General features: G+C 52.7%; 18 protein-coding genes, 1 tRNA gene and 2 pseudogenes. 13 read left to right on the forward strand and 8 right to left on the reverse strand.

Annotated features, from left to right (window positions below; translation table 11 throughout):
• Nucleotides 1–10 precede the first annotated feature (10 nt).
• From CS369_RS07625 to CS369_RS23340, 4 genes are all read right to left on the reverse strand, one after another.
• A complete protein-coding gene (locus CS369_RS07625) occupies nucleotides 11–1,756 on the reverse strand; it encodes a ShlB/FhaC/HecB family hemolysin secretion/activation protein (RefSeq protein WP_196906624.1) in 1,746 nt (581 codons plus the stop codon).
• 16 nt (nucleotides 1,757–1,772) lie between these two features.
• A complete protein-coding gene (locus tag CS369_RS07630) occupies nucleotides 1,773–4,208 on the reverse strand; it encodes an S-layer family protein (protein WP_244664869.1) in 2,436 nt (811 codons plus the stop codon).
• Nucleotides 4,209–4,354: 146 nt separating this feature from the next.
• The gene (locus CS369_RS23335) at nucleotides 4,355–4,789 is read right to left on the reverse strand and encodes a hypothetical protein (RefSeq protein WP_244664870.1); all 435 of its coding nucleotides are present in this window, start codon (nucleotides 4,787–4,789) and stop codon (nucleotides 4,355–4,357) included.
• A 35-nt stretch (nucleotides 4,790–4,824) separates the two neighbouring features.
• Nucleotides 4,825–5,313: a filamentous hemagglutinin N-terminal domain-containing protein gene (locus tag CS369_RS23340; protein ID WP_244664871.1), complete on the reverse strand. Its 489-nt coding sequence runs from the start codon at nucleotides 5,311–5,313 to the stop codon at nucleotides 4,825–4,827.
• Nucleotides 5,314–5,836: 523 nt separating this feature from the next.
• Between CS369_RS23340 and CS369_RS07635 the strand changes: the two genes are divergently transcribed.
• The 11 genes from CS369_RS07635 (at nucleotide 5,837) to cptA (ending at nucleotide 20,249) form a co-directional block, all read left to right on the forward strand.
• Nucleotides 5,837–5,913: transfer RNA gene (locus CS369_RS07635), tRNA-Met, on the forward strand.
• Between the two features lie 220 nt (nucleotides 5,914–6,133).
• Nucleotides 6,134–6,586, forward strand: a complete 453-nt coding sequence (rimP, locus tag CS369_RS07640) for a ribosome maturation factor RimP (protein ID WP_196906625.1) — start codon at nucleotides 6,134–6,136, stop codon at nucleotides 6,584–6,586.
• Nucleotides 6,587–6,607: 21 nt separating this feature from the next.
• Entirely contained in the window at nucleotides 6,608–8,119 is a 1,512-nt protein-coding gene (gene nusA / locus CS369_RS07645; RefSeq protein WP_196906626.1) for a transcription termination factor NusA, read from the forward strand.
• A 26-nt stretch (nucleotides 8,120–8,145) separates the two neighbouring features.
• Nucleotides 8,146–10,863 carry a translation initiation factor IF-2 gene (gene infB / locus CS369_RS07650; protein ID WP_196906627.1) on the forward strand — a complete coding sequence of 906 codons (2,718 nt, stop codon included), beginning with the start codon at nucleotides 8,146–8,148 and terminating at the stop codon, nucleotides 10,861–10,863.
• 94 nt (nucleotides 10,864–10,957) lie between these two features.
• Nucleotides 10,958–11,359: a 30S ribosome-binding factor RbfA gene (gene rbfA, locus CS369_RS07655; protein ID WP_196906628.1), complete on the forward strand. Its 402-nt coding sequence runs from the start codon at nucleotides 10,958–10,960 to the stop codon at nucleotides 11,357–11,359.
• Nucleotides 11,359–12,303 (forward strand): tRNA pseudouridine(55) synthase TruB, encoded by a 945-nt coding sequence (gene truB, locus CS369_RS07660; protein WP_196906629.1) that lies wholly within the window; start codon nucleotides 11,359–11,361, stop codon nucleotides 12,301–12,303. The genes rbfA and truB overlap by 1 nt, the downstream gene beginning before the upstream one ends.
• A gap of 134 nt (nucleotides 12,304–12,437) precedes the next feature.
• The gene (gene rpsO, locus CS369_RS07665; RefSeq protein ID WP_195312637.1) at nucleotides 12,438–12,707 is read left to right on the forward strand and encodes a 30S ribosomal protein S15; all 270 of its coding nucleotides are present in this window, start codon (nucleotides 12,438–12,440) and stop codon (nucleotides 12,705–12,707) included.
• Between the two features lie 300 nt (nucleotides 12,708–13,007).
• On the forward strand, nucleotides 13,008–15,131 hold the full coding sequence (gene pnp, locus CS369_RS07670) for a polyribonucleotide nucleotidyltransferase (protein WP_196906630.1): 2,124 nt from the start codon (nucleotides 13,008–13,010) through the stop codon (nucleotides 15,129–15,131).
• A 131-nt stretch (nucleotides 15,132–15,262) separates the two neighbouring features.
• Nucleotides 15,263–16,147, forward strand: a complete 885-nt coding sequence (nlpI, locus tag CS369_RS07675; RefSeq protein ID WP_196906631.1) for a lipoprotein NlpI — start codon at nucleotides 15,263–15,265, stop codon at nucleotides 16,145–16,147.
• Nucleotides 16,148–16,323: 176 nt separating this feature from the next.
• Nucleotides 16,324–18,219, forward strand: coding sequence for a DEAD/DEAH family ATP-dependent RNA helicase (locus tag CS369_RS07680; protein ID WP_196906632.1), 1,896 nt, complete (start codon nucleotides 16,324–16,326; stop codon nucleotides 18,217–18,219).
• Between the two features lie 275 nt (nucleotides 18,220–18,494).
• Complete coding sequence (gene cptA, locus CS369_RS07685; protein WP_196906633.1) at nucleotides 18,495–20,249, forward strand: phosphoethanolamine transferase CptA; 1,755 nt, start codon at nucleotides 18,495–18,497, stop codon at nucleotides 20,247–20,249.
• A 135-nt stretch (nucleotides 20,250–20,384) separates the two neighbouring features.
• Here cptA and CS369_RS07690 read toward each other — a convergent pair.
• The 3 genes and pseudogenes from CS369_RS07690 to CS369_RS07700 form a co-directional block, all read right to left on the reverse strand.
• Nucleotides 20,385–21,416 (reverse strand): annotated as a pseudogene (locus CS369_RS07690) (luciferase-like monooxygenase).
• Between the two features lie 89 nt (nucleotides 21,417–21,505).
• Entirely contained in the window at nucleotides 21,506–22,336 is an 831-nt protein-coding gene (locus tag CS369_RS07695; protein WP_196906634.1) for a U32 family peptidase, read from the reverse strand.
• A gap of 25 nt (nucleotides 22,337–22,361) precedes the next feature.
• A pseudogene (locus CS369_RS07700) lies at nucleotides 22,362–23,357 on the reverse strand (peptidase U32 family protein).
• 380 nt (nucleotides 23,358–23,737) lie between these two features.
• Between CS369_RS07700 and CS369_RS07705 the strand changes: the two are divergent.
• Together CS369_RS07705 and CS369_RS07710 are read left to right on the forward strand one after the other, a co-directional pair.
• Complete coding sequence (locus CS369_RS07705; RefSeq protein ID WP_196906635.1) at nucleotides 23,738–24,262, forward strand: SCP2 domain-containing protein; 525 nt, start codon at nucleotides 23,738–23,740, stop codon at nucleotides 24,260–24,262.
• Complete coding sequence (locus tag CS369_RS07710) at nucleotides 24,256–24,765, forward strand: GNAT family N-acetyltransferase (RefSeq protein ID WP_196906636.1); 510 nt, start codon at nucleotides 24,256–24,258, stop codon at nucleotides 24,763–24,765. Before CS369_RS07705 ends, CS369_RS07710 begins: the two co-directional genes overlap by 7 nt.
• A 5-nt stretch (nucleotides 24,766–24,770) precedes the next feature.
• Here the strand turns inward: CS369_RS07710 and CS369_RS07715 are convergent, their stop codons facing one another.
• Nucleotides 24,771–25,073, reverse strand: coding sequence for a GIY-YIG nuclease family protein (locus CS369_RS07715; protein WP_196906640.1), 303 nt, complete (start codon nucleotides 25,071–25,073; stop codon nucleotides 24,771–24,773).
• Nucleotides 25,074–25,332: the final 259 nt, after the last annotated feature.

Consider the following 25,332-nt stretch of genomic DNA (forward strand, 5'->3'; position numbering starts at 1 on the left):
ATTGCGTCGATCAAAAGAAGGTTAACACGCGCAGATTGACACGGTCGTCATCGGGTTCGCCGCTTTGTTTACCTCGGGCATATTCAACGGAGACCATGGCGCTGTTAGGGCTGGCTATCTGGTTGGTGCTCAAACGTAAACCCATCCCGTAAGCGCTGCCGTGCACTTCTTTTTGTTCTAACGCTGTCGGTTTCGAGAGCCCAACGGTGCCCAGTGAGCCAAAGGCGTAAGGCATCAGTGCATTACCAAAGGTCGGTGCCCAGGAAAAAGCACCTAATGGCTGTTTAAGGCCCACTTCTGCACGCCCTACCAACGCACTGTCGCCACTCATCGTGCCCGAGTCGAAAGCGGAGATCCAACTTGAACCGCCCATAGAGGCCTGCTCGGAAGAGGGCAAGACGTTATTGAATGCCGTTTGTGCCAATCCCGCCAGAGAGAGTTGCACCTTGCCGTCAGCCAACCCCTGACTGTAGTTCATGGTCAATTCCAGTTTTTGAAAATCGGGTTTGGCACCGTCTTTGCTCATGGGGAGGTCAACGCTTCCCTTTCTGGCTCCGAGCCCATCTATACCGAAAGAGGCGGTTAGGGAGGAAGAAAAACGGGAGGCGTAATCCGTCGTGACATCGAACGTCTGCGTCAGACGCAAGATACGCAGCTTATCCTGTGTGAAAGGGATATCGAGGTTGTTGAGTTGCAGATTCTGCTGCTCATTCTGAATATCCAAAGCCATCAGCGTCGACGTATTGATGTCGCGGGCGCGCAGCCAATGGTATCCCACTCGGGTTGAGAAACGGTGATACCGATCGCGGGTCGTGACGGCCGTTTCCGATGTAGGTTTGGTGCGGCTATCAACCCCTTCAAGATTTAGCCAGAAACCGTCGGTGCCCAAGGGGACGACAAGCCCAAGCGCGAACTGGCGGCTGCGCGGTTCGCTGTCCATGATGGGATCATCGCCGCGTGGATAACCGTTCAAACGCATATAGAGCTGATCGCCCAAACCGGTGATGTTGTTGAGCTCTCCGCCGACGCCGAGTGAATATTTGCCAAGCTCATCAGACTGCCCGTTATCGAGTGAGACACTGCCGGTGATAGGGCTATAACGCCCATCGACGATCAGCACGGTTGAGCCCGGTTTGCTTCCCGGTTGCAGGGTGGATTTGAGCATTACGCCCGGCGTGTCGCCCGCTAGCAGTAAACGACATTCGAGCATGCTACGCGTAAGACGCTTTTCTCCTACAAGCGTAGCCAGCAAGCTTTCCATACGGCGGCGCGCCGTGATCGGAAAGGCGGAAGTATCGATTTTTTCAATAAAACCATCGGTGATAATTACTCTTAGCGGTGCGCCGTCATTAATTTGCTGAGGTGGCAAGGTGACACGCGTTAGCAGATAGCCTGCCTTGGCGGCTTCCAACTCTCGTGCCGCAGCAAATAGCAGGGCCGCCGAGACTCTCTTGCCTTTCAGCGTGGACGCAATGCGGGCCGTTTCTTGCACCAGTTCAGGGTAGCCGCCTTCAACAATGAGGCCTGATGGTACAACGTACAATTGTTCTGAACCTTGTGGCGCATGCAGACCCGTGGTTGCTGGCAATGTGATCCTCCCGCTGTCCCGCTGTTGAACGGGGGCATAAGAGGGTTGCGCTAATTGGCCCGCTGATGGCGCAGCCGATGCTGCGTTTGTGCTGAGGCCGATACCGATGCACAGGCTGAGCAGTGTCGGTGACAAAAATGCTGGTGAAAATAAAGATGATACTCGCATCAAAAATCTCTTTTTATTATTTGCCTGAGCAATAAAGTGCGTAGTCCGCACCTAACATACATACCGCGCCTGCAAGGCGAGGTTCGACAGTAGCCATAACGTCATCATTGGCACTGCTGCCACTCGTTTGTCCCTGTGTCGTCGGGGCCGTAGTGGTATCGTGCGTGACAATCATGTTGAAGCCTGTCAGCTGTTGCGTCAGGTTTTGCGTAGCGAAATGGTTACCAATATTGGCCGCGAGCGGTAAATCAGTGGGGATTGGCAGATCGACGGTTAATGCCCCATTCACATAGGTAATGTTGTAGTTGGCAAGGCGATCGCCCACATCATTTTCAGCCACTACAGCATATTGCCCCACCGCCGCTGAACGATCGGCACCTGAGCTCGAGACGGTTACCGACTCGACGCTATCTCCGTTCAACAGGCCGTTAGCTTGATAGCTGAGCGTTGCTGTTTGACCATAAAGCTTGCTGGCGTTATCAGCGCTAATGGTGAGTGCCGCTGGGGTAACGCTCAGCGTGCCCTCGTTATAGCTGATGGTATAGTTGCCCAGTTTGCTGCCGGTGGCATCGCTGGCGGTGATGCCGTAGCTGCCGACGTTGGCGGTGCTGGCGTTACCGGCGCTAGTCAGGGTTAACCCGTTAACCGTATCGCCGTTCACCAGACCTACTGCGGTATAACCGAGGTTTGCACTGTTGCCGTAGATCTTGCTGGCGTTACCGGCGCTGGTCAGCGTCAGTCCGTCAATCGTATCACCGTTCACCAAACCTACTGCGGTATAACCGAGGTTTGCACTGTTACCATAGATTTTGCTGGCGTTGTCAGCGCTGATGGTGAGTGTTGCTGGTGTGACGTTTAGAAAGCCACTGTTATAACGGATCGTGTAGTTGGACAGCCCGACACCGCCCGCGCCACTTACTGCGAGACTATAGCTGCCAATGTTTGCCGTGGAGGCGAAACCTGAGCTTGTATAGGTCATAGAGGTAATATAATCCCCGTTGACTAACCCGGAAGCGGTATAGGAAGCGAGGGGGAAGAAGCTGCCATAGACCTTGTCTATGTTATTCGCGGTAATGGTCAGCAGTGCGGGCGTGACAGTGCCGCCAAGGCTGATGATGTTTGCAGCTTGTCCGCTCGCGTTAATGGCGGTCAGCCCTGCGGTGCTCAATGTGTGAACGCCAACGCTGTCTGTAAGCTGAAGCCCATCGGTTAAACGGCCGCTTATCACGTTCCAGAAACCGGCACCATAATAGGTTGTCGTTGGTGTTGTGCCGTAAACGGCATTCTGTGCCACGCCGACGATGCCCGAGAAACCAAACAGATTGGGTGAAGCAGTACCGGTGGCGGGAGCCCAAACTGTGCTATCAAGCCCGCTAAAGTTACTGGCGTTTTTCATTTGAGCGGTAGTGAGCCAAACAACAGTGCTGTTGCTGCTGCCGGAGCCTACCCCCACCGAGGAGGAGGTTTGGGTATTCCAATAGAAATTTTGCAGCGTGCCGAAGCCATTATATCCGATCACCCCGCCATAGAAGGAGGGCGGCGTCGAGTAGTTAAAGACAGTGGCGGCATAACTATTGGTGACAGTACCACTTACGTTATAGCCGACCAATCCCCCTGCCCAAGAGTTAATGCCTGTATTCAAGGTACTGGTGGTGTAGACATTATTTAATGCCCCTGCGTTATAGCCGACCAGCCCACCGATAAAGGATGCTGCGCCACCCATACTCGATGCGGTTATATTGCCAGCAGAGTAGCTCTGGTTAACTTTCGCCCCGAACGCGTTGTTTCCGATCAGCCCCCCGACATTCTGTGAGCCATTGCCGGATGTCCCTGAGAGATTGATGGTACCATCGGCATAGCTTTGCAGAATATCTTTATTATTTTGCCCCACCAGTCCGCCCCAGTAGGAACCGTTTGAACTGTTGGTCGCAGTAATGTTGGCACCGGAATAGCTGTATTTGACGGTGCCTGCATTGAGCCCCACCAGCCCACCCATATAGGTGGTGGCTGTGGAGGTGCGCGTCAAGGTACCGGCCGCAGAGGCATAGGCAATCGTGCCGGTGTTATAGGCAGCTAACAAACCGGCATAGAAGGTGGCTGTGGATGAGCCAGTTAATTGCGCCGCGGTCAGCGCGATATTTCTGATGGTGCCAGTGTTGTAGCCAAACAGGCTTACATACGTATCTGCACTGGTGATTTTCAGATTAGAGATGGTGTTGCCAAGACCGGTGAAGGTGCCGCTAAATGCCGTGCTTTGTGATGTTCCGACAAGGGCATTGCTGTAGGTGGCGCCATTGGCATTCACATTTTGCGCCAGCGCATAACGACCCGATAATCCGGTGGTGTCGATGGCATCCAACTGCGCCATCGAGCGTATCAGCGTGTAATTCTCGCCACCGATAGAAAGTGACGAATTGGCACCAGACAGAGTGACGGATTTGCCCGATAGCAACGTATAGTCTTTTCCACTGCCATATAAGCGCCAGACCCGCGTTGGTACCAGTGGCAGCTATATTGCCGTTAAGGGCAATGTTGCCCGCAGCTTCCAGTGTTAACGTAGTATTGGCAGACCAGCCAATATTGCTGGCGACGGTAATATCACCGCAATGCCAGCGCCCCTTGCAGGGTGCTCGTATTAATCACGCTATCATCGGCGCTGGCGCTGAACCCAGAGCCTGTATCGGCGGCCGAAGAGATAATCACATTGTGTGGATCGAGCAGCAAGTTACCGTATTTACCACTGTCTGCCGACAGATCGGTTTTGCCTGTGTAAGCCAGAGTCGATTTGCCAGAGACTTCCGTTTCGCCAATGGTGATCGCCCCGTTTTGGCCGCCCACGCTGTTGGCTTCGACCACGCCTGAGAGATTGATGGCGTTGCGTACCGCATTACGCGCGGTTGCAGCCGTCATGATAACGGCTCCGTTATTCTGAATTAATGCCTCTTTCACACCGGAAGTGCTCGGTACGGCAACCTGGAGAAAACCATCGCCAGAGAGATCGAGCGTGGCTTTCTCGGCGGCACCCAAGCCCACTTTGCCTACCTGTACATTGATAAGCCCGTCATTTTTTACGCTCCCCCCAGCAAGGCCGCATATCCGCCGCGTCCTACGCTGATGACCCCGGCATTACTCACCTCTGCAGCTTTTTCATTTCCGGTAAACTGGCGTTTCCCTTTAAGGAAATCCTCATCTTTAATATCCAGTGTGGAGGCGACAAACCCGCCGCCTACCTTGACGGAACCGGAGGAGGTAATTGCAATGCCGTTCGGGTTAATCAGATAAACCTGTCCGTTCCCAGTGACTGCTCCGGCGATCGAAGAGCGAGTGGAGCCAGTTACCCGATTGAGGATCGCAGAAGAACTGCTCGGCTGGATAAAATTAACGGATTGACCCTGACCGACAGAGAAACTGTTCCAGTTAACAATGGCCGTATTGGATTGCTGAGTTACCGTCATCGCATTGCCGTTTGCGCCAATTGATACGTTACCCGCTGCGACTGTGGCACCGCCAGGCAACTCTCCGCCCAGTGTGGGGGCGGTGATAGCGGTGCTTACCAAGAGTGCGATGATACGTTTGTTGAACCTGGTGCTAATTTTCCTGTGCTGCGCATAACAAGATGTTACTAAAAAAGGTGATGTCATTAGCATTATTCCTAAAAGTAGTGATAATTGTAAATTTCGTTTCCTTATTATCACACTCTAATTTTACGGTAAATTTATATTTTTAGTCATTGGGTTATAAAATGAACAAGTGATCGATGTGTAAGGATTAAATGCTGATTCGGTGTGCTATTTGTTATGTTAAATGGCGCGCGGCACTGCGATATGGAGCGTTTTTTGCCAATTTGGTTTCTTAAAAAAGGCATGCGACTTTAATGCTGTTTTTTCAGCGTTTTTACGGCTGAATGAGCCGTTTTTCTCTGTTTTTTATGGGCGCGCGGCGGGCTGTTTTTCAAGGGTTGACAACTGTCTTTTCTTTTCAATAAAATAGAGAAAGATTTCAGATCTGGTCCTCGCATCATCTCTGATTAACAGCTTGCTTTTTCACGGCTGGCGGCTTACTATTTGCCACGTTTTCGGACGCGGGGTGGAGCAGGTTGGTAGCTCGTCGGGCTCATAACCCGAAGGTCGTCGGTTCAAATCCGGCCCCCGCAACCAAATCACTTCTTTCGCTTAAGTTTTTTTTCAAATGAACTATGAATAGCGGTTATGACACCCACAGCGGATTTTTTGAAAAAATCCTTGCGAGAAGTAATGCCGCAGCCTATTGCGGTATATAGGGTCCAGTTGCATAAAGCCCCGATATTTCGGGGTTTTTTGTTATTTGGCAACAACATGACTGGGCTTTTAGCCCTTTTTTTATGTCTTGGGGGTGGGCTTGTCCACATTAGAACAGAAATTGACAGCGATGATCTCGGCACCCGTTGAAGCACTAGGCTACGAATTGGTGGGCGTTGAGTTTGTCCGTGGTCGCCAATCGACGCTACGTATCTATATTGATAGTGAAGACGGCATCACAGTTGATGATTGTGCTGATGTCAGCCACCAGGTGAGTGCGGTGCTGGATGTTGAAGATCCCATTACGGTTGCCTATAACCTGGAAGTGTCATCACCTGGCCTGGATCGTCCTTTATTCATCGCAGAACATTACGTGCGCTTCCTCGGCGAAGAAGTGACCCTGGTGCTGCGCATTGCGGTACAAAACCGTCGTAAATGGGCGGGAATTATCAAATCCGTTGAAGGTGAGATGATTACCGTAACAGTGGAAGGCAAAGATGAAGTGTTCGCACTGAGCAACATCCAGAAGGCGAACCTGGTACCCCACTTTTAAAGTTTGGATGAGGCAACTAGGATGAACAAAGAGATTCTGGCTGTTGTTGAAGCAGTTTCCAACGAAAAAGCCGTTCCGCGCGAAAAAATTTTTGAAGCACTGGAAACTGCGCTAGCGACAGCGACAAAGAAAAAATACGAACAGGAAATTGACGTTCGGGTTTGCATCGATCGCAAAACCGGCGATTTCGATACGTTTCGCCGTTGGGTTGCTGTTAACGAAGTGACGCAACCAACGCGTGAAATCACGTTGGAAGCGGCCCAATTTGAAGATCCGAGCATTGAGCTCGGCGGTTACATTGAAGACCAGATCGAATCGGTCACGTTTGACCGTATCACCACACAAACGGCCAAACAGGTTATCGTACAGAAAGTACGTGAAGCTGAACGTGCCATGGTGGTCGATCAGTTCCGTGAGCAGGAAGGCGATATTGTCACTGGCGTGGTCAAAAAAGTGAACCGCGACAACATTTCGTTGGATCTGGGCAACAACGCAGAAGCTGTGATTGGTCGTGAAGATATGCTGCCGCGTGAAAATTTCCGTCCGGGCGACCGCATTCGCGGCGTGCTGTACTCAGTAAGACCGGAAGCGCGTGGCGCACAGCTGTTTGTCAGCCGTTCACGCCCTGAAATGCTGGTGGAACTGTTTCGCATCGAAGTGCCGGAAATTGGCGAAGAAGTTATCGAGATCAAAGCGGCTGCTCGCGATCCGGGTTCTCGCGCTAAAATCGCAGTGAAAACCAACGACAAGCGTATCGACCCGGTGGGGGCGTGCGTGGGCATGCGCGGTGCGCGTGTACAGGCCGTATCCAGCGAACTGGGCGGCGAACGCATTGATATCATTCTGTGGGACGATCATCCGGCACAGTTCGTCATCAACGCCATGGCACCGGCAGACGTCGTTTCCATCGTGGTTGACGAAGATACCTGCACCATGGATATCGCCGTAGAGTCCAGCAACCTGGCACAGGCGATTGGTCGCAACGGGCAGAACGTGCGTCTGGCTTCCCAAGTGCTGAAACAGCATCGTTCAGATGACCGCTGGGAACTGAACGTGATGACCGTGGAAGACCTGCAAGCCAAGCATCAGGCGGAAGCACACGCGGCAATTGACGTATTTACCAAGCACCTGAATATCGACGAAGAGTTTGCCACCGTGCTGGTCGAAGAAGGTTTCTCCTCACTTGAAGAACTGGCTTATGTGCCTATCAAGGAACTCCAGGAGATCGATGGTCTGGATGAGGAAACCATCGAAGCACTGCGTGAACGTGCCAAAGCGGCATTGACCACGTTGGCGTTGGCGCAGGAAGAGAGCCGTGGCAGTGGCCAACCAGCGGAAGATTTGCTCAGTTTACCGGGTTTACCGCGCGAGTTGGCGTTCACTCTCGCCGCGCGTGGAGTATGTACGCTGGAAGATCTTGCTGAGCAGGGCGTTGACGACCTGACAGATATTGAAGGGCTGAACGATGAAAAGGCCGGTGAGTTGATCATGGCCGCCCGTAATATCTGCTGGTTCGGCGACGAAAACGAATAACGACACTGTAGCAGGAAAGGAACAGCATGACAGAAGTGACCATACAATCGCTGGCCGTAGAGATTCAGACTCCGGTAGACCGCCTGATACAGCAATTTGCTGATGCGGGAATTACCAAGTCTGCATCGGATAACGTGTCCCAGCAGGAAAAAGAGACGCTGCTGGCGCATTTGAACCGCGAACGCGGTTCTGCGGCCGGTAAGTTGACTCTGCAACGTAAAACGCGTAGCACCTTGAATATTCAGAGCACTGGAGGAAAAAGTAAATCAGTGCAGATTGAAGTCCGCAAAAAACGCACGTATGTTCAGCGCGATCTGCTGAACAGTCAGCAGGCTGAAGCAGAAGAGCGTGCACGGCAGGAAGCTGAAGAACTGGCTCAACGTGAAGCTGAAGAGCATGCCCAACGCGAAGCTGAAGCAAAAGCTCAGCGTGAGGCGGCTGAAAAAGCGAAGCGTGAAGCTGAAGAGCAAGCCAAGCGAGAGGCCGCTGAAAAAGCCAAGCGTGATGCAGCGGAAAAAGAAAAAGTGAGCAACCAACAAAATACCAGTATGACGAAATCTGTTCCGGCGACAGAGAAGGCCCGCCGCGAGGCAGAGGCTGCTGAACTGAAGCGTAAAGCTGAAAATGCCGCTCGCCGCAAGGTCGAAGAAGATGCCCGCCGCGTTGCTGAAGAAGCACGTCGCATGGCGAAAGAAAACGCTGCCAAATGGGCCAGCGAGACGCCGAGCAGTGAAGAAGAGGATAGTACTGACTATCACGTAACCACTTCCCACCATGCCCGCGTTGCAGAAGATGAAAACGATCGCGAAGTTGAGAGTAATCCTCGTGGCCGCACCCGCAGCGCCAAAGTCACCAAGCAGAAGAAAGGCAACCGCCTGTCTGAAAGCAAGGCTGACCGTGAAGAAGCGCGTGCCGCAACTCGCGGTGGCAAAGGTAAACGTAAACCTAGCTCGTTGCAGCAGGGCTTTAACAAGCCGGTTCAAGCGGTTAACCGTGACGTGATGATCGGCGAAACCATTACCGTTGCCGAGCTGGCGAACAAGATGGCGGTGAAAGGCTCTCAAGTCATCAAGGCGATGATGAAGCTGGGTGCCATGGCAACCATCAACCAGGTTATCGATCAGGAAACGGCACAATTAGTGGCAGAAGAGATGGGCCACAAGGTCATCCTGCGTCGCGAAAATGAGCTGGAAGAAGCGGTAATGAGCGACCGTGATACCGGCGTTGCTACGGAAGCGCGCGCACCGGTCGTGACCATTATGGGTCACGTTGACCACGGTAAAACCTCTCTGCTGGACTATATCCGCTCCACCAAAGTGGCGGCGGGCGAAGCGGGCGGGATCACCCAGCATATCGGTGCCTACCACGTTGAAACTGAAAATGGCATGATCACCTTCCTGGATACCCCGGGTCACGCCGCGTTTACCGCGATGCGTGCACGTGGTGCGCAGGCCACGGATATCGTGGTGCTGGTGGTTGCTGCCGATGACGGCGTGATGCCGCAGACCATCGAAGCCGTGCAACACGCCAAAGCGGCCAAGGTGCCGGTGGTGGTTGCGGTCAACAAGATTGACAAACCAGAAGCCGATCCGGATCGCGTTAAAAATGAACTGACGCAATACGGCATCATCCCTGAGGAGTGGGGTGGCGATTGTCAGTTCGTACCTGTTTCAGCCAAAGCAGGTACGGGCATTGACGATCTGCTTAACGCGATTCTGCTGCAAGCAGAAGTGCTGGAGCTGACGGCTATCCGTAAAGGTATGGCAAGCGGCGTGGTCATTGAATCCTTCCTGGACAAAGGCCGTGGCCCGGTAGCAACGGTACTGGTACGCGAAGGTACGCTCAACAAGGGCGATATCGTGCTGTGCGGTTTTGAGTATGGCCGCGTGCGCGCCATGCGTGATGAGCGGGGTCGTGAAATTACCGAAGCGGGCCCGTCCATTCCGGTAGAAATTCTCGGCATGTCCGGTGTTCCGGCTGCGGGTGATGAAGCCACCGTGGTGCGTGACGAGAAGAAAGCCCGTGAAGTGGCACTCTATCGTCAAGGTAAGTTCCGCGAAGTGAAACTGGCGCGTCAGCAAAAATCCAAGCTGGAAAACATGTTCGCCAACATGACCGAAGGCGAAGTGTCCGAACTGAACATCGTGATGAAAGCCGACGTTCAGGGCTCCGTGGAAGCGATTGCCGATTCGTTGCAGAAACTCTCCACCGACGAAGTGAAAGTGAAAATTGTGGGCTCCGGCGTTGGTGGGATCACCGAAACCGACGCGACGCTGGCTGCGGCATCCAACGCTATCATTCTGGGCTTCAACGTCCGTGCCGACGCTTCTGCTCGCCGCATTGTCGAAGCGGAAAGTTTGGATCTGCGTTACTACTCCGTCATCTATGATCTGATCGACGAAGTGAAGCAGGCGATGAGCGGTATGCTGGCACCGGAATACAAGCAAGAGATCATCGGTCTGGCCGAAGTTCGCGATGTGTTCAAATCACCGAAGTTTGGCGCAATCGCTGGCTGTATGGTGACGGAAGGTATCGTGAAACGTCACAACCCGATTCGTGTGCTGCGTGAAAACGTAGTTATCTATGAAGGCGAGCTGGAATCTCTGCGCCGCTTCAAAGATGACGTTAACGAAGTGCGTAACGGCATGGAATGTGGTATCGGTGTTAAGAACTACAACGACGTGCGTGTTGGCGATAACATCGAAGTGTTCGAAGTTATCGAGATTAAACGTACTATCGCCTAACCTGTCAGGGTAGGACGAGACGCGCAACGTTTGCACGTCGTATTGACTTATAGGGGGCCTAGGGCCCCCCTGATTTTTCCTTGAGGACTCGATTATGGCTAGAGAATTCAGTCGCACTCAGCGCGTGTCGCAAGAGATGCAGAAAGAAATCGCCATTATTCTTCAGCGTGAAGTGAAGGATCCGCGCATTGGCATGGCGACGGTTTCTGGTGTCGATCTGTCACGCGATTTGACGTATGCCAAGGTATTTGTGACGTTTCTGAACGATAACGAACCTGAGCAAGTAAAAGTGGGCATCAAGGCATTGCAGGATGCCTCCGGTTTTATTCGTGTACTGCTCGGTAAGGCAATGCGTTTGCGCGTGGTGCCGGAATTGACTTTCGCCTACGACAACTCGTTGGTGGAAGGGATGCGGATGTCCAACCTGGTGACCAACGTTTTGCGCAATGATGCCGAGAAGCGTTTTGCCAACGGTGACGACGATCGGGAGGATTGATGAGTCGTCCTCGTCGTCGCGGCCGTGATATCCACGGCGTATTATTGCTGGATAAACCGCAAGGCGCGTCATCCAATGACGTGCTGCAAAAGGTAAAACGCATTTTTAATGCCAACCGTGCTGGACACACCGGTGCGCTGGATCCGCTGGCTACCGGGATGCTGCCGATCTGCCTGGGCGAAGCCACCAAGTTCTCTCAGTATTTGCTGGATTCGGATAAGCGTTACCGGGTAATTGCTCGTCTGGGGCAGCGTACCGACACCTCCGATGCCGATGGAAATGTGGTGGAAACGCGCGCGGTGACGCTTACCGCGCAGGCGTTGGCAGAGGCACTGGAACGTTTTCGTGGCACCACGCAGCAGGTGCCATCGATGTATTCTGCGTTGAAGCATCAGGGCCGCCCGCTATACGAGTATGCGCGTCAGGGGATCACGGTCCCGCGTGAAGCGCGCGATATTACCGTGTATGAACTGCTGTTTATTCGTCACGATGGGGATGAGTTGGAGCTGGAAATTCACTGTTCCAAAGGCACCTACATTCGTACCATCATTGACGATCTCGGTGAAATGCTCGGCTGTGGTGCCCATGTGACTTATCTGCGTCGCGTGCAGGTTGCCACTTATCCGGCAGAGCGCATGGTCACATTAGATCAACTGCAAGCCCTGTTGGCGAAGGTGCAAGCGGAAGGGCAATCCTTTGAAGCGGTTCTGGATCCGCTGCTGATGCCGATGGACAGCCCGGTCAGCAATTATCCTGAGGTGAATCTGCCGCCAGCCGTGGCGGGTTATCTTAAACTCGGGCAGGCTGTTGCGGCGGCTAACGCCCCCGCTGAAGGGATGGTGCGCATCACCGAAGGTGACGCCCATGCGTTCATTGGTATGGGGATTATCGATGATGCTGGACGTGTGGCACCCAAGCGTCTGGTGGTCGAATTCTCGGAATAAGGCTTACCGTGTCTGCCTTGCGATCGGCCATGGCTGAGAGTAGAATGGCTCGGCCTATTTTTAATAGGTTACATAGGTCGCTGAATTAGAGATCGGCACCTGTTTTTTTATCTATACTGTTTTGGAGTATTACAATGTCTCTAAGCGTTGAAGCTAAAGCAAAAATCGTCGCAGAATTCGGTCGTGGCACTAACGACAGTGGTTCTACCGAAGTGCAGGTTGCTCTGTTGACCGCGCAGATTAACCACCTGCAAGGCCACTTCTCCGAGCACAAAAAGGATCACCACAGCCGTCGTGGTCTGCTGCGTATGGTTTCTCAGCGCCGTAAGCTGCTGGACTACCTGAAGCGTAAAGATGTAGCGCGTTATGCTACCCTGATCGAGCGTCTGGGTCTGCGTCGCTAATCTGGCGAGTTTCAGTGGAAAGGGGCCTCATAGGGCCCCTTTCTTCTAGAAAGTGCTTGCAAAACAGAGTAATGTATTACCGACTTTGTCGTCGCCGTTCGCTACAGAGGTTCGCGCGGCTAATGAGAAACTTTATGTCTCTTTCTGGACTGGTTCCAGCCTGACGTGAAGGTTGTCATTAGTCGCGAGGATGTAGTGAGATGGTTTGTAATCAACGGGGAGACGCTGTACCGAACACAACGACATCGGCTGGTATCTGGTAAACCCGAGAATGATAAACCCTGAGTAAAGGATATTATTTTGCTAAATCCTATCGTACGTAAGTTTCAATACGGTCAGAATACCGTTACGCTCGAAACGGGCATGATGGCACGTCAGGCCACTGCTGCCGTTATGGTCAGCATGGATGACACCGCAGTTTTCGTGACCGTTGTCGGGGCGAAAAATGCCAAACCAGGTCAGGACTTTTTCCCGCTGACTGTTAACTATCAAGAGCGTACTTACGCTGCGGGCCGCTTCCCTGGTGGGTTCTTCCGTCGTGAAGGTCGTCCGAGCGAAGGCGAAACCCTGATTTCTCGTCTGATCGACCGCTCAATCCGTCCTCTGTTCGCTGATGGCTTTGTCAATGAAGTGCAGGTTATCGCAACGGTGGTTTCTGTAAATCCGCAGATCAACCCAAATATCGTAGCAATGATCGGTGCGTCTGCGGCGCTGAGCCTGTCTGCTCTGCCTTTTAATGGACCGATTGGTGCTGCCCGTGTTGGTTACATCAACGACCAGTTTGTGCTAAACCCGACCATCGACGAACTGAAACAGAGCCGTCTGGATCTGGTGGTTGCCGGTACGCAGGGCGCGGTACTGATGGTGGAATCCGAAGCGGATCTGCTGAGCGAAGATCAAATGTTGGGTGCCGTGGTGTTTGGTCACGAGCAGCAACAGGTGGTTATCGACAACATCAATGAACTGATGAAAGAAGCCGGTAAACCGCGTTGGGATTGGCAGGCACCTGCCGTTAACGTTGCGCTGCTGGATCGCGTGAAAGCTCTGTCTGAGACGCGTCTGGGCGATGCGTACCGTATCACCGAGAAGCAAGAGCGTTACGCGCAGATCGACGTTATCAAATCTGAGGTTAGCGCTGAATTGCTGGCTGCTGATGATTCTCTGGACGCCAATGAAATTCAGGACATTCTGGGCAGCATCGAGAAAAATGTAGTGCGCAGCCGCGTACTGCGTGGCGAACCGCGTATCGATGGCCGTGAAAAAGACATGATCCGTGCGCTGGATGTGCGTACTGGTGTGCTGCCGAGAACCCATGGTTCTGCGCTGTTCACCCGTGGTGAAACTCAGGCGCTGGTAACGGCAACGCTGGGTACCGAGCGTGATGCACAGAACATTGATGGATTGACTGGTGAAACCACCGATCGCTTCCTGCTGCACTACAACTTCCCTCCGTACTCTGTGGGTGAAACCGGTATGGTTGGCTCGCCGAAGCGTCGTGAAATTGGTCACGGTCGTCTGGCGAAACGTGGTGTTCTGGCTGTGATGCCTACCGCCGCTCAGTTCCCGTACACGGTGCGTGTGGTTTCTGAAATCACAGAATCCAACGGTTCTTCTTCCATGGCTTCCGTCTGTGGTGCTTCTTTGGCGCTGATGGATGCAGGCGTGCCGATCAAAGCCGCCGTTGCGGGTATCGCGATGGGTCTGGTGAAAGAAGGCGATAACTTTGTGGTGCTGTCCGACATCCTGGGTGACGAAGATCACTTGGGCGATATGGATTTCAAAGTGTCCGGTAGCCGCGAAGGCGTTACAGCACTGCAAATGGATATCAAAATTGAAGGTATCACCCGCGAAATCATGCAGGTTGCTCTGAATCAGGCCAAAGGTGCACGTCTGCACATTCTGGGCGTGATGGAACAGGCCATCGGCGCGCCGCGTGGCGATATTTCTCAGTTTGCACCGCGAATCCACACCATCAAGATCAACGTCGACAAGATCAAGGACGTGATCGGTAAAGGTGGTTCAGTGATCCGTGCGTTGACTGAAGAGACGGGCACCACTATCGAGATCGAAGATGACGGTACGGTGAAAATTGCCGCAACCGACGGCGAAAAAGCGCGTCATGCCATTCGTCGTATCGAAGAGATCACCGCAGAAATCGAAGTAGGTCGTGTCTACCAAGGTAAGGTAACGCGCATCGTTGACTTCGGCGCGTTCGTTGCGATTGGCGGCGGCAAAGAAGGTCTGGTACACATCTCTCAAATCGCTGACAAGCGCGTTGAGAAAGTGACTGACTACCTGCAAATGGGTCAGGAAGTTCCGGTTAAAGTACTGGAAGTTGACCGTCAGGGCCGTGTACGTTTGAGTATCAAGGAAGCAACTGCTCAGTCTCAGGATGCTGCTACAGCGCCTTCTGAGGAAGAATAACAGCCGTTTTGCTGTTGTTTTGCAACTCCCCGCTCAGGCGGGGAGTTGGGCATTTTGTGAGGCACGGATAGCCTTACATTGAGCGTGCCGGGACAGGATGTTCATCCAATGTTTGTCTTCGGGAGTGGGAAATGAAGCCTTTCTTACTCTGGTGTTATGTTGCGACAGCACTTATGCTGGCAGGATGCAGCAACACGGATTGGCGTAAAAACGCGGTATTGGCAATTCCAGTGCAGCCTGATTTACAGCAGGAAGTCATTTTGGCGCGCATGGAACAAATTCTTGCCAGTCGGGCGTTAACCGATGACGAACGCGCACAGCTATTATATGAGCGCGGAGTGCTGTATGATAGTCTCGGACTGAGAGCGTTAGCGCGTAATGATTTTTCACAGGCGCTATCAATCCGTCCGGATATGCCGGAAGTGTTTAACTATCTCGGCATTTATTTAACGAAGGCAGGCAATTTTGATGCTGCCTATGAAGCGTTTGATTCTGTACTAGAGCTTGATCCAACTTACAATTATGCGCGTTTGAACCGGGGCATCGCCTTGTATTATGGCGGTCGTTACCTGTTAGCGCAGGATGATCTGTTGGCGTTTTATCGAGACGATTCGAACGATCCTTTCCGTACGTTATGGCTGTATTTGGCTGAGCGGGAGATAGATCCCAATGCTGCCAAGGCCGCGCTGAAGAAGCGTTATGACAGTGCAGAAAGAGGTCCTTGGGGATGGAATATTGTCGAATTCTACCTGGGCAACATCAGTGAAGCTGTGCTGATGGAGCGCCTGAAGGCAGAAGCAACGGATAACACTTCGCTCGCTGAGCATCTCAGTGAAACTGACTTCTATTTAGGTAAGCACTACCTAAGTCTGGGGGACAAGAACAACGCCATGGCGCTGTTCAAGCTGACGGTTGCCAACAACGTACATAACTTTGTTGAGCACCGCTATGCATTGTTGGAATTGGCATTGTTAGGCCAAAAGCAAGACGACCTATCAGGATCGGACCAGCAATAGCTGACGAACGTAATCAGCCGGGAACCACTGTTTCCATCGCCTTAACGGGCGAGGGCTTTTTTGTTCGTTTTTTAATCTAATTTGAGCCGGTTCACACTTTTCAATGAAAATGACTGAGTATTTTCTCGACAAATTACGTGTAAACTGGCCGCCATTTCACTATGAGGCACGTTTACATGGCAGAGTTTGAAACCTCTTTTGCTGACCTGGGGCTGTCCGCTCCTATTTTGAATGCACTGTCGGATCAGGGATATGAGAAACCCTCTCCCATCCAGGCAGAATGTATTCCTCATTTGCTTAATGGCCGCGACGTGCTGGGTATGGCCCAGACCGGTAGCGGCAAGACAGCAGCGTTTTCATTACCGCTGCTGCACAATATCAAGCCTGAACTGAAAGCGCCGCAAATGCTGGTGCTGGCACCGACCCGTGAGTTGGCGGTGCAGGTGGCTGAAGCTTGTAATGATTTCTCTAAACACATGCACGGTGTGAGTGTGGTAGCGCTCTATGGCGGCCAGCGCTATGACGTTCAATTGCGTGCACTGCGCCAGGGTGCGCAAATTGTGGTCGGTACGCCGGGACGTCTGCTGGATCACCTGAAACGCGGTACGCTGGATCTCTCCAACCTGAGCGGTCTGGTACTGGATGAAGCTGACGAAATGTTGCGTATGGGCTTCATTGACGATGTCGAAAGCATCATGGCCCAGATCCCGGCTCAGCACCAAACGGCACTGTTCTCGGCAACCATGCCGGAAGCGATTCGCCGTATTACGAGCCGCTTTATGAAAGATCCGCAGGAAGTGCGCATTCAATCAAGCGTGACGACGCGCCCGGATATCAGCCAGAGCTACTGGACTGTGCACGGCATGCGTAAGAACGAAGCGCTGGTACGTTTCCTGGAAGCGGAAGACTTTGACGCTGCTATCATTTTCGTGCGTACCAAGAACGCCACGCTGGAAGTGGCTGAAGCCCTGGAGCGTAGCGGGTACAACAGCGCGGCGCTGAATGGTGACATGAATCAGCCTCTGCGTGAGCAGACGCTGGAGCGCTTGAAAGATGGTCGTCTGGATATTCTGATCGCCACCGACGTTGCGGCACGCGGTCTGGATGTGGAACGTATCAGTCTGGTGGTGAACTACGATATTCCTATGGATGCCGAATCCTACGTGCACCGTATTGGCCGTACTGGCCGCGCTGGTCGTGCAGGTCGTGCATTACTGTTCGTGGAAAACCGTGAACGTCGCCTGCTGCGCAACGTTGAACGCACCATGAAGCTGACGATCCCTGAAGTCGATTTGCCGAACGTTGAACTGTTAGGCGAGCGCCGTCTGGCGAAGTTTGCCGCCAAAGTGCAGTCACAACTGGAAAGCAGCGATCTGGATATGTACCGTGCGTTACTGGCTAAACTGCAACCGGCTGAAGAGCTGGATATCGAAACGCTGGCGGCTGCATTGTTGAAAATGGCGCAAGGTGAACGTCCGCTGATCCTGCCATCAGAACCGGTGATCGAGCGTCGTCCGCGCCGCGAATTCCGCGATCGTGATGATCGTAATGACCGCGGCGATCGTCTCCCGGGTCATGATGGCGATCGTCCGCAGCGCCGTGAGCGTCGTGATGTAGGTGAGATGCAACTGTATCGCATCGAAGTGGGTCGTGATGATGGTGTTGAAGTTCGCCACATCGTTGGTGCCATTGCCAACGAAGGGGATATCAGCAGCCGTTACATTGGCAACATCAAGCTGTTCGCATCGCACTCCACCATCGAATTGCCGAAGGGAATGCCGGGCGATCTGCTGACGCATTTTACCCGCACGCGCATCCTGAACAAGCCGATGAACATGCAACTGATCGGTGATGCACAGCCGTTCGAACGTCGTGAGCGCAGCGACAGTCGTGGCGCACCGCGTTCTGGCGCTGGCGATCGTCGTGACGGTGGCCGTCGTTCATTAGGTGGGCAGGGTGATGCTCGTCGTGAAGGTCAGGGTGAACGTCGCGAACGCAATTTCAACCGTGATGGTCAACGCAGTGAAGGTCAACGCGCTCCGCGCCGCCGTCCTGCTGATATTGGCCAATAAAAATCACATTAGGTGATCGGTGTATTGGCTTATCCTTGAGGCGAAGCTCAGCACTTCGCTTCTAAGAATAAAATAGTCCTTTACATAACTTTTACCCTTGTATTTTTTTTGACTCACCGGCTGAACTTAATTTTGTTTTAAGGTTTTAAAGGGATAGTCCAACTCTTCGACGTAGTTATTGCGGTGCCGGAAGAGAGGTACTAAAAAAATAGACCTCATTAAAGTAGTGCTATTTGGCTCTGCATAAAAAATAACAACGTTGTGTGGAATTAAATATGTCTGAACTCTTTGTTAAGGAACGCTTTAGTTGGCGTTCGCTCGGATGGCTTTTGCTCTATTTTTGGTTTTTCTCCTGCGCACTCCAGCTTGTCATTGTTCTTACTGGTCATAATGGTACCACGGGATTGCGCGATTCATTACTTTACAGCTTGCTATGGCTGATCCCCGTTTTTGTTTTCCCTGCCAGAACCAAAATCATTAGCAGCGTACTAGGTATCTTGTTATGGGCTACCTCTTTGATCGCCTTGGGCTATTACTCGATATATAAACAAGAGTTTTCACAAAGCGTTATGTTTGTGATGTTCGAGTCTAATAGCAAAGAGGCTGGTGAATATGTAAGTCAATATTTCAGTCTGAAAGTTTTGGCTATATTGCTTTTTTATACGGTGATAGTTGGGTTTCTGTGGCGTAAAGTGCAATCGGTTTACATACCGTTTAAATATAAAGTGACGGTATGCACCTTAATTGCCGTAGTGCTGTTTGGTGTTCCCCTTTATAAAAAAATGCATAACGAGGGTGAGACACTGGAAGAGGCCAGCGGTTATCTGGCAAGCCGTATGTCCACTACCGCACCGTGGCAGTATATTGCGGGTTATGTTGAGTACCGCCAGCAGTTGGCAAGCATGACAGAAATGCTCAAGCAGAATGCGGCATTGCCCCCGCAGGCAAACCTGAAAGATGCGGATGGTGATACGCCGCGCACGCTGGTGCTGGTGATCGGTGAGTCAACTACCAGTAGCCGTATGAGCCTGTATGGTTATGGTCGTGAGACCACGCCGCGGCTGGATGCGTTACGCAAAAGCGATCCCAATCTGGTGGTGTTCAACGATGTCGTGACCTCACGTCCGTACGCCATTGAAATCTTGCAGCAGGCGCTGACGTTTGCCGATGAGTTGCAGCCGTATCTCTATCTGACCAAACCCTCGTTGATGAACATGATGAACATGATGAACATGATGAACATGATGAACATGATGAAACAGGCCGGATACAAAACGTTCTGGATCACCAATCAGCAGACCATGACCAAACGAAATACGTTACTGACAGTGTTCTCTCAGCAGACAGACGAACAGTTCTATATGAACAATCAGCGCACCCAAAGCGCGCGTCAGTATGATGACGTGGTGTTCGCGCCGTTTGAAAAGGTATTGGTCGATCCCGCTGAGAAGAAATTCATTGTGGTGCATCTGCTAGGTACTCACATGAAATACAAATTTCGTTATCCGGAAGAGACAACGAAATTTGTCGGGCGAGAAGGCATTCCTGATGGCGTGATCGACAGCGATGTCGAAGTCTACAACGATTACGACAATGCTGAGCTGTACAACGATTATGTGGTCGAAACGCTGATCCGTACCTTTGAAAAAACGCAGCCGAATGGTTTCCTGCTCTACTTCTCGGATCACGGTGAGGACGTTTACGAGACGCCGCCGCACAACGTGCTCGGGCGCGATGAATCTGCGCCGACGCGTACCATGCACACGGTGCCATTCATTCTCTGGAATTCGCCACAGTGGCAGAAAGATCATCCAATCGACTATGCCCCTTACGTAAACCGGAAATACAGCAATGCGCATTTGCTGCATACCTGGTCAAGGTTGGCAGGACTCAGCTACGATCTTCAGGAGCCGGAAAAAAGCCTGGTCAGTCCTGCGTTTCGAGAATCAAAACGTTTGATCGGCGATCCCTACGGTAAGAAGGCACTGCGTACCTTTGACAGCTTGCCGATGGCGGCTGATAGCAGGTGATGTCACTTGCCATTCCCCCTGGGTCGTCATTCCCGCGTACGCGGGAATCTCTGATAGGCTAAACGCTTTCCTTCTGTTAGAGATCCCCGGCTTACGCCGGGGATGACACGCTCATTGTCGCTTGCTCTTCCGTAACTAGTCAAAAAGTGACTGACGTATCTGGATGATCCGCTCGAAAGAGTCTTTTCGTGCTTGATGATCAAAGATCTGCCCATTGATCATGATCTCGTCTGCTTTAGTCTCTCGCAGCAAGCTGCGCAAGCCATGCTGCACTTTACTGTTGTCACCCACGATCGCTAAACGCAGCGCTTGATCCACACCAAACTGTTCGGCTGGAGACCAGAGCGAATCCATATCTTGCACCGGCTCAGGCAGCGGCCCAGGTTGCCCACGGCGCAAATTCAGGGACTGCTGTTGTACTGAGGTGAACAAGAAATGCGCATCGCGTTCACTTTCTGCCGCAATCACGTTCACGCACACCGTGGCATAGGGCTTGTTCAGCGTGCTGGAGGATTTGAATTTCTCCCGGTATAGCGCCATCGCCTGAAGCAACATATCCGGGGCGAAATGTGCGGCGAAGGCAAACGGTAACCCCAATGCTGCCGCTAATTGCGCGCTGTAGAGGCTGGAACCCAACAGCCAGAGGGGCACCTGCAAGCCTTGACCCGGCACGGCGCGCACCGCCTGGTCTGGTTGAGCATCAGCAAAATAGCGTTATAATTCTTGTACATCGCGGGGGAAATCGTCGATTTCCGCATTCTGGTGGCGACGCAGGGCCATCATGGTGCGCTGATCGGTGCCCGGCGAGCGTCCCAAGCCTAAATCGATGCGTCCGGGGTAGAGTGATTCCAGCGTACCGAATTGCTCGGCGATCACCAACGGGGAGTGGTTTGGCAGCATGACGCCACCGGATCCTAGCCGGATGCGCGCTGTGCCGGAAGCAAGATAACCGATCAGTACCGAGGTTACGGCGCTGGCGATACCGGTCATGTTGTGGTGTTCGGCTAGCCAATAACGGTGGTAGCCCCATTTTTCCGCGTGCTGCGCCAGATCGAGCGAGTGATGAAAGGCATCTCTGGGCGTCGTCCCCTGTGGGATCGGCGCTAAATCCAAAACGGAAAACGGGATATCGTGAGAAAACAGTGTTGTTTGGGTATCGGTTGACATTGCGGCAGGCTCACTGTGTTTTTTTCACAGTATTGCGCACGTCCGAATTTTTTTATATTCAAAACGGGCGGATCGCCGCCCGACGCCTGTCAGGACAAAAATTCCAGACCGGCGACGCGTCGCCAGTAGCCGTTACAATTGGCATCTTGCATCAGGGGCAGCGTATCCAGCGACTGCGGCGACAAGCGAACGATATCCACCAGACCTTGCATGGACGCCAGTTCGTTGCCGAGGTTATAGCAATAGCCGCTCTGCGTCTGGATACCGTTGAGCACAAACACCTGCTGGTTTTCCTGCGACAGCATGGCGCGCCCCTGCGGGGACTTGATGCAGTAGGTTTCACACTCATCCTTGGCGCGGTTTTCTGAGCGAGCGGTGAAACAGCGTGCTGAATAAGACAACGGCAAGTGCCCGTAACTCAGCACTTCCACCTCGAACTGATAGCGAAAACCAAGCTCATCGCATTGGTCGAGCAGGTCGCTCAGCCAGTCGCGGGAAAGCTCTACCGGCATGCACCAGCGCATCATCCCTTGCTTATGCAACAGACGCAGCGTGTGGGCGTTGTAGCAGTTGAGCGCATGGCCCGCGACAAACGGTAAATGCCGGTCTGCGGCCATGTTCACCGCGCCGAGATCGTTGGCTTCCAGCAGGAACTCTCCGTTCTCCACATAGCGTTTCAATTCGCTGAGTTCTGAGGGAGCCTGAATTAACGCCAACGTAGACAATACAATTTGCTTGCCGCTGGCGGCGAGTTGTTTCGCCAGATCGAGCCAGTCGCCCACTTTGATGGCGCGCCGCTTGCTGCACACCGTTTCACCTAAATAGATAATATCGGCGCTGTTCTGGCTGGCTGCCTGATAAAAGGCTTCTACATCCGTTTTTTGCCAATAGTAGAGGATGGTACCTAACGCATATTTCATACTGTTCTCTTCTCTCACCTGCCGCTTATTGCCATTTTCGGTGGTACGCACCCAGCGTGGTTTGCGTGCCTTCCGCCACTGCCCCGAGCGCTGACATCTACTCTGCACTCGGGGTGAAGGTGCCGGGAGACGCGATGCAACGGTCAATGGCTTGTCGCCAGACGCGGGTGATTTGGCTGACATAGGCTGGGCTGCGCTGAGGTCCTTCGATTTTTACCGAGGCAATGTTGGCTGCCATCAGTTCCGGCAGTAACTCCAGCGTGTTCAGGCTGGTTGGCTCTTCCAGTGCGTGATAACGCTTGCCTCCCACCAGATAGCGACCTTTGCACAGCGTGGCATAACCGGCATTTTCATCGTCCTGATATCTGTCGATCAGGACATTATTCAAGCGTGATTCCATCCCTTTTTCGGTTTGCTGCCAGCGCACAAAACGAGCCGGCGAACAAGCACCTACGGTATTGGGGGGATTCCCCCGTCAGGTAGGATGAGAGGTAACCGCGACCTTCAGCCATGATGCACAGGCTGCCGAACGCGAACACTTCCAGCGGCACCGGGCTGGTACGCGCCAATTGTTTAACCTGATGGATCGACAACACGCGAGGCAGTACGATACGGTGAACCGCAAAATGGCGCTGATAAAAACGAATTGCCTCTTCGTTAGTGGCAGATGCTTGTACAGAGACGTGCCGTTCAATATGCGGATAGCGCTCTGCGGCATACTAAAGCATGGCAAGTCAGCCAGGATCAGCGCATCGGCACCCATATTGGCCGCCATATCAACAACGCGCTCCCAGCGTTGATAGCCGTTTGGGTGAGCAAACGTATTGATGGCGATATGCAATTTGCGCTGATGGCGATGCACATAGTCGCTCGCCTCCTGCAACTTCTTGTCCGTGAAGTTCAACCCGGCGAAGTGGCGTGCGTTGGTATCGTCTTTTAGCCTGATATAAACAGCGTCGGCACCGTTATCAATTGCCGCTTTCAGTGCGGGCAGGTTCCCTGCGGGGCACAGTAATTCCATACGGGTTTCCTCATTCATCAGGCAGCCTGATGTCATGTCAGGGCTGATGTAGGGCGGGGGCATGCGGAAAATGGGTATAACAATCGATTATCAACGCATGACCCTTCTTTAACGTTAGGGAATCTTAATTAACCCGCTGGTGCAGGACTTTGATTTAGGCCAGCTTATCGTGTAATGAATAGGGATTGCTTGCATGCATTACCGAGATTTCCGTGCATAATAATGAAATTATTGACCCGGAATCGCGTCTGCTTTACTGGGCTGTGGCAAAATAGCGTGATGAGAAAAGCAGCACATGCGGTGCGCATGGCCTGAGCGGACCCTGCGTTTAGCGGGTGAGAGGCTTGGATTGAACGGTTTGCTTTATAAGGGGTACATCAGTGTTGGAAAAACTACGGGCACAGATTGTGCGTCAAGGTCCGGGCTTGTTAGGTAAATCTCTGAAGTTAAACCCATTTTCCTTACAGCGGAAAGTGTTGAAACGGGTGCTGAGCTGGCAGTTTCAGCAGGCTCTGGATGAAGATGAGCTGTCATTTCTGACAGAACGCTGGCTGAAAGTGGAAGTCCGTGATGTCGGGCTGACCTGGTTTGTGACATTGCGAGATGAGCGCCTGGTGGTGAGCCAGCATGAAGTGGAAGACGTCAGCTTCAGTGCCGAAGCCAACGATCTGGTACTGATCGCCGCACGCCGTGAAGATCCCGATACGCTGTTTTTCCAGCGTCGTTTGCGCATTGAAGGTGACACCGAACTGGGTCTGTATGTTAAAAACCTGATGGATTCTATCGATCTAGATGCCATGCCAACGCCTTTGCGTATTGGCCTGCTGCGTTTGGCCGATTTCGTTGAGGCGGAATTACATGAGGGTGCGATGCACGCTGACGATCGCGCGGCCACCACATGTTAGTACGGGTGGAAATTCCGGTAGATGCAGCGGGTATTGATGCGCTGCTGCGTCGTGCGTTTCCCACCTCGGCAGAGGCTGAACTGGTTCATCAACTACGGGAAGACGGGCTGTTAACGCTTGGCGTTGTCGCGACGGATGACGAAGGCGTGGTGATGGGATACGTCGCTTTTAGCCCGGTGACCATCGCAGAGGAAGATCGGCAGTGGGTCGCTTTGGGGCCGCTGGCGGCAGATGAAACGCTGCGCCGCCAAGGATGGGGTGAAAAGCTGGTTTACGAAGGGCTGGATGCGCTAAACGAGTTTGGCTACACCGCCGTGGTGGTGCTCGGTTCTCCCGCCTATTATGCTCGCTTTGGTTTTGTGCCTGCCCGGGAGCAGCAGTTACGCTGCCGCTGGCCTGATAGTGATGATGCTTTCCAGATGTACCCGCTTTCCGATAACCATTTTGAAGGCGTGAGTGGCATCGTGGATTATTCTGCACCCTTCCAACGTTTTCTCCCCTGAGCGCTTCAGGGAACATCAGTACGTATATAATCAGAGAGCGTCGTAGGCTGGTTGCGTACCAGCCTCTCTTTTTGCTGTTTGCTCAGTTGCTTCAGGCGGTATTCCAGCCGTAACGCCGTGGTGTGATCCCCCACTTCACAGTGATAGACCAGCGTCAGTTCGCCTTTTCCTCGCAGTGCCTTTGCGCCTTTTCCATCCTGGTGCTGTGCCACTCTGCGCGCCACATCGCGCGTGATGCCAGTATAAAGTGCGCCGTTAGCGGTGCGCAGCATATAGAGTTGCCATTGGGAGCATGAGGCGTCTGTCATGGTTAAGGGGGCGTCTTTATCAGTCACGATAATGGCAGTGTAGCCTGAAGCACCGAACTCAAAAACATTATTTTTAATATGGTTTTTATGTAACGATAACTTTACTTGCATTGATAATATAACGCTATGCACTTCCTTTTTAGTATGAATAGCCCCCTTTTTAAAGGGCATAAGAGGTAAATATATCTCATAGTGTCGTTCATTGTTTTTTTAATTTTTTTTGAGACGCTATGAATACTTTAATCCAGTGATCGATATG

Source organism: Candidatus Symbiopectobacterium sp. 'North America', from assembly GCF_015762685.1.
GTDB lineage: Bacteria > Pseudomonadota > Gammaproteobacteria > Enterobacterales > Enterobacteriaceae > Symbiopectobacterium.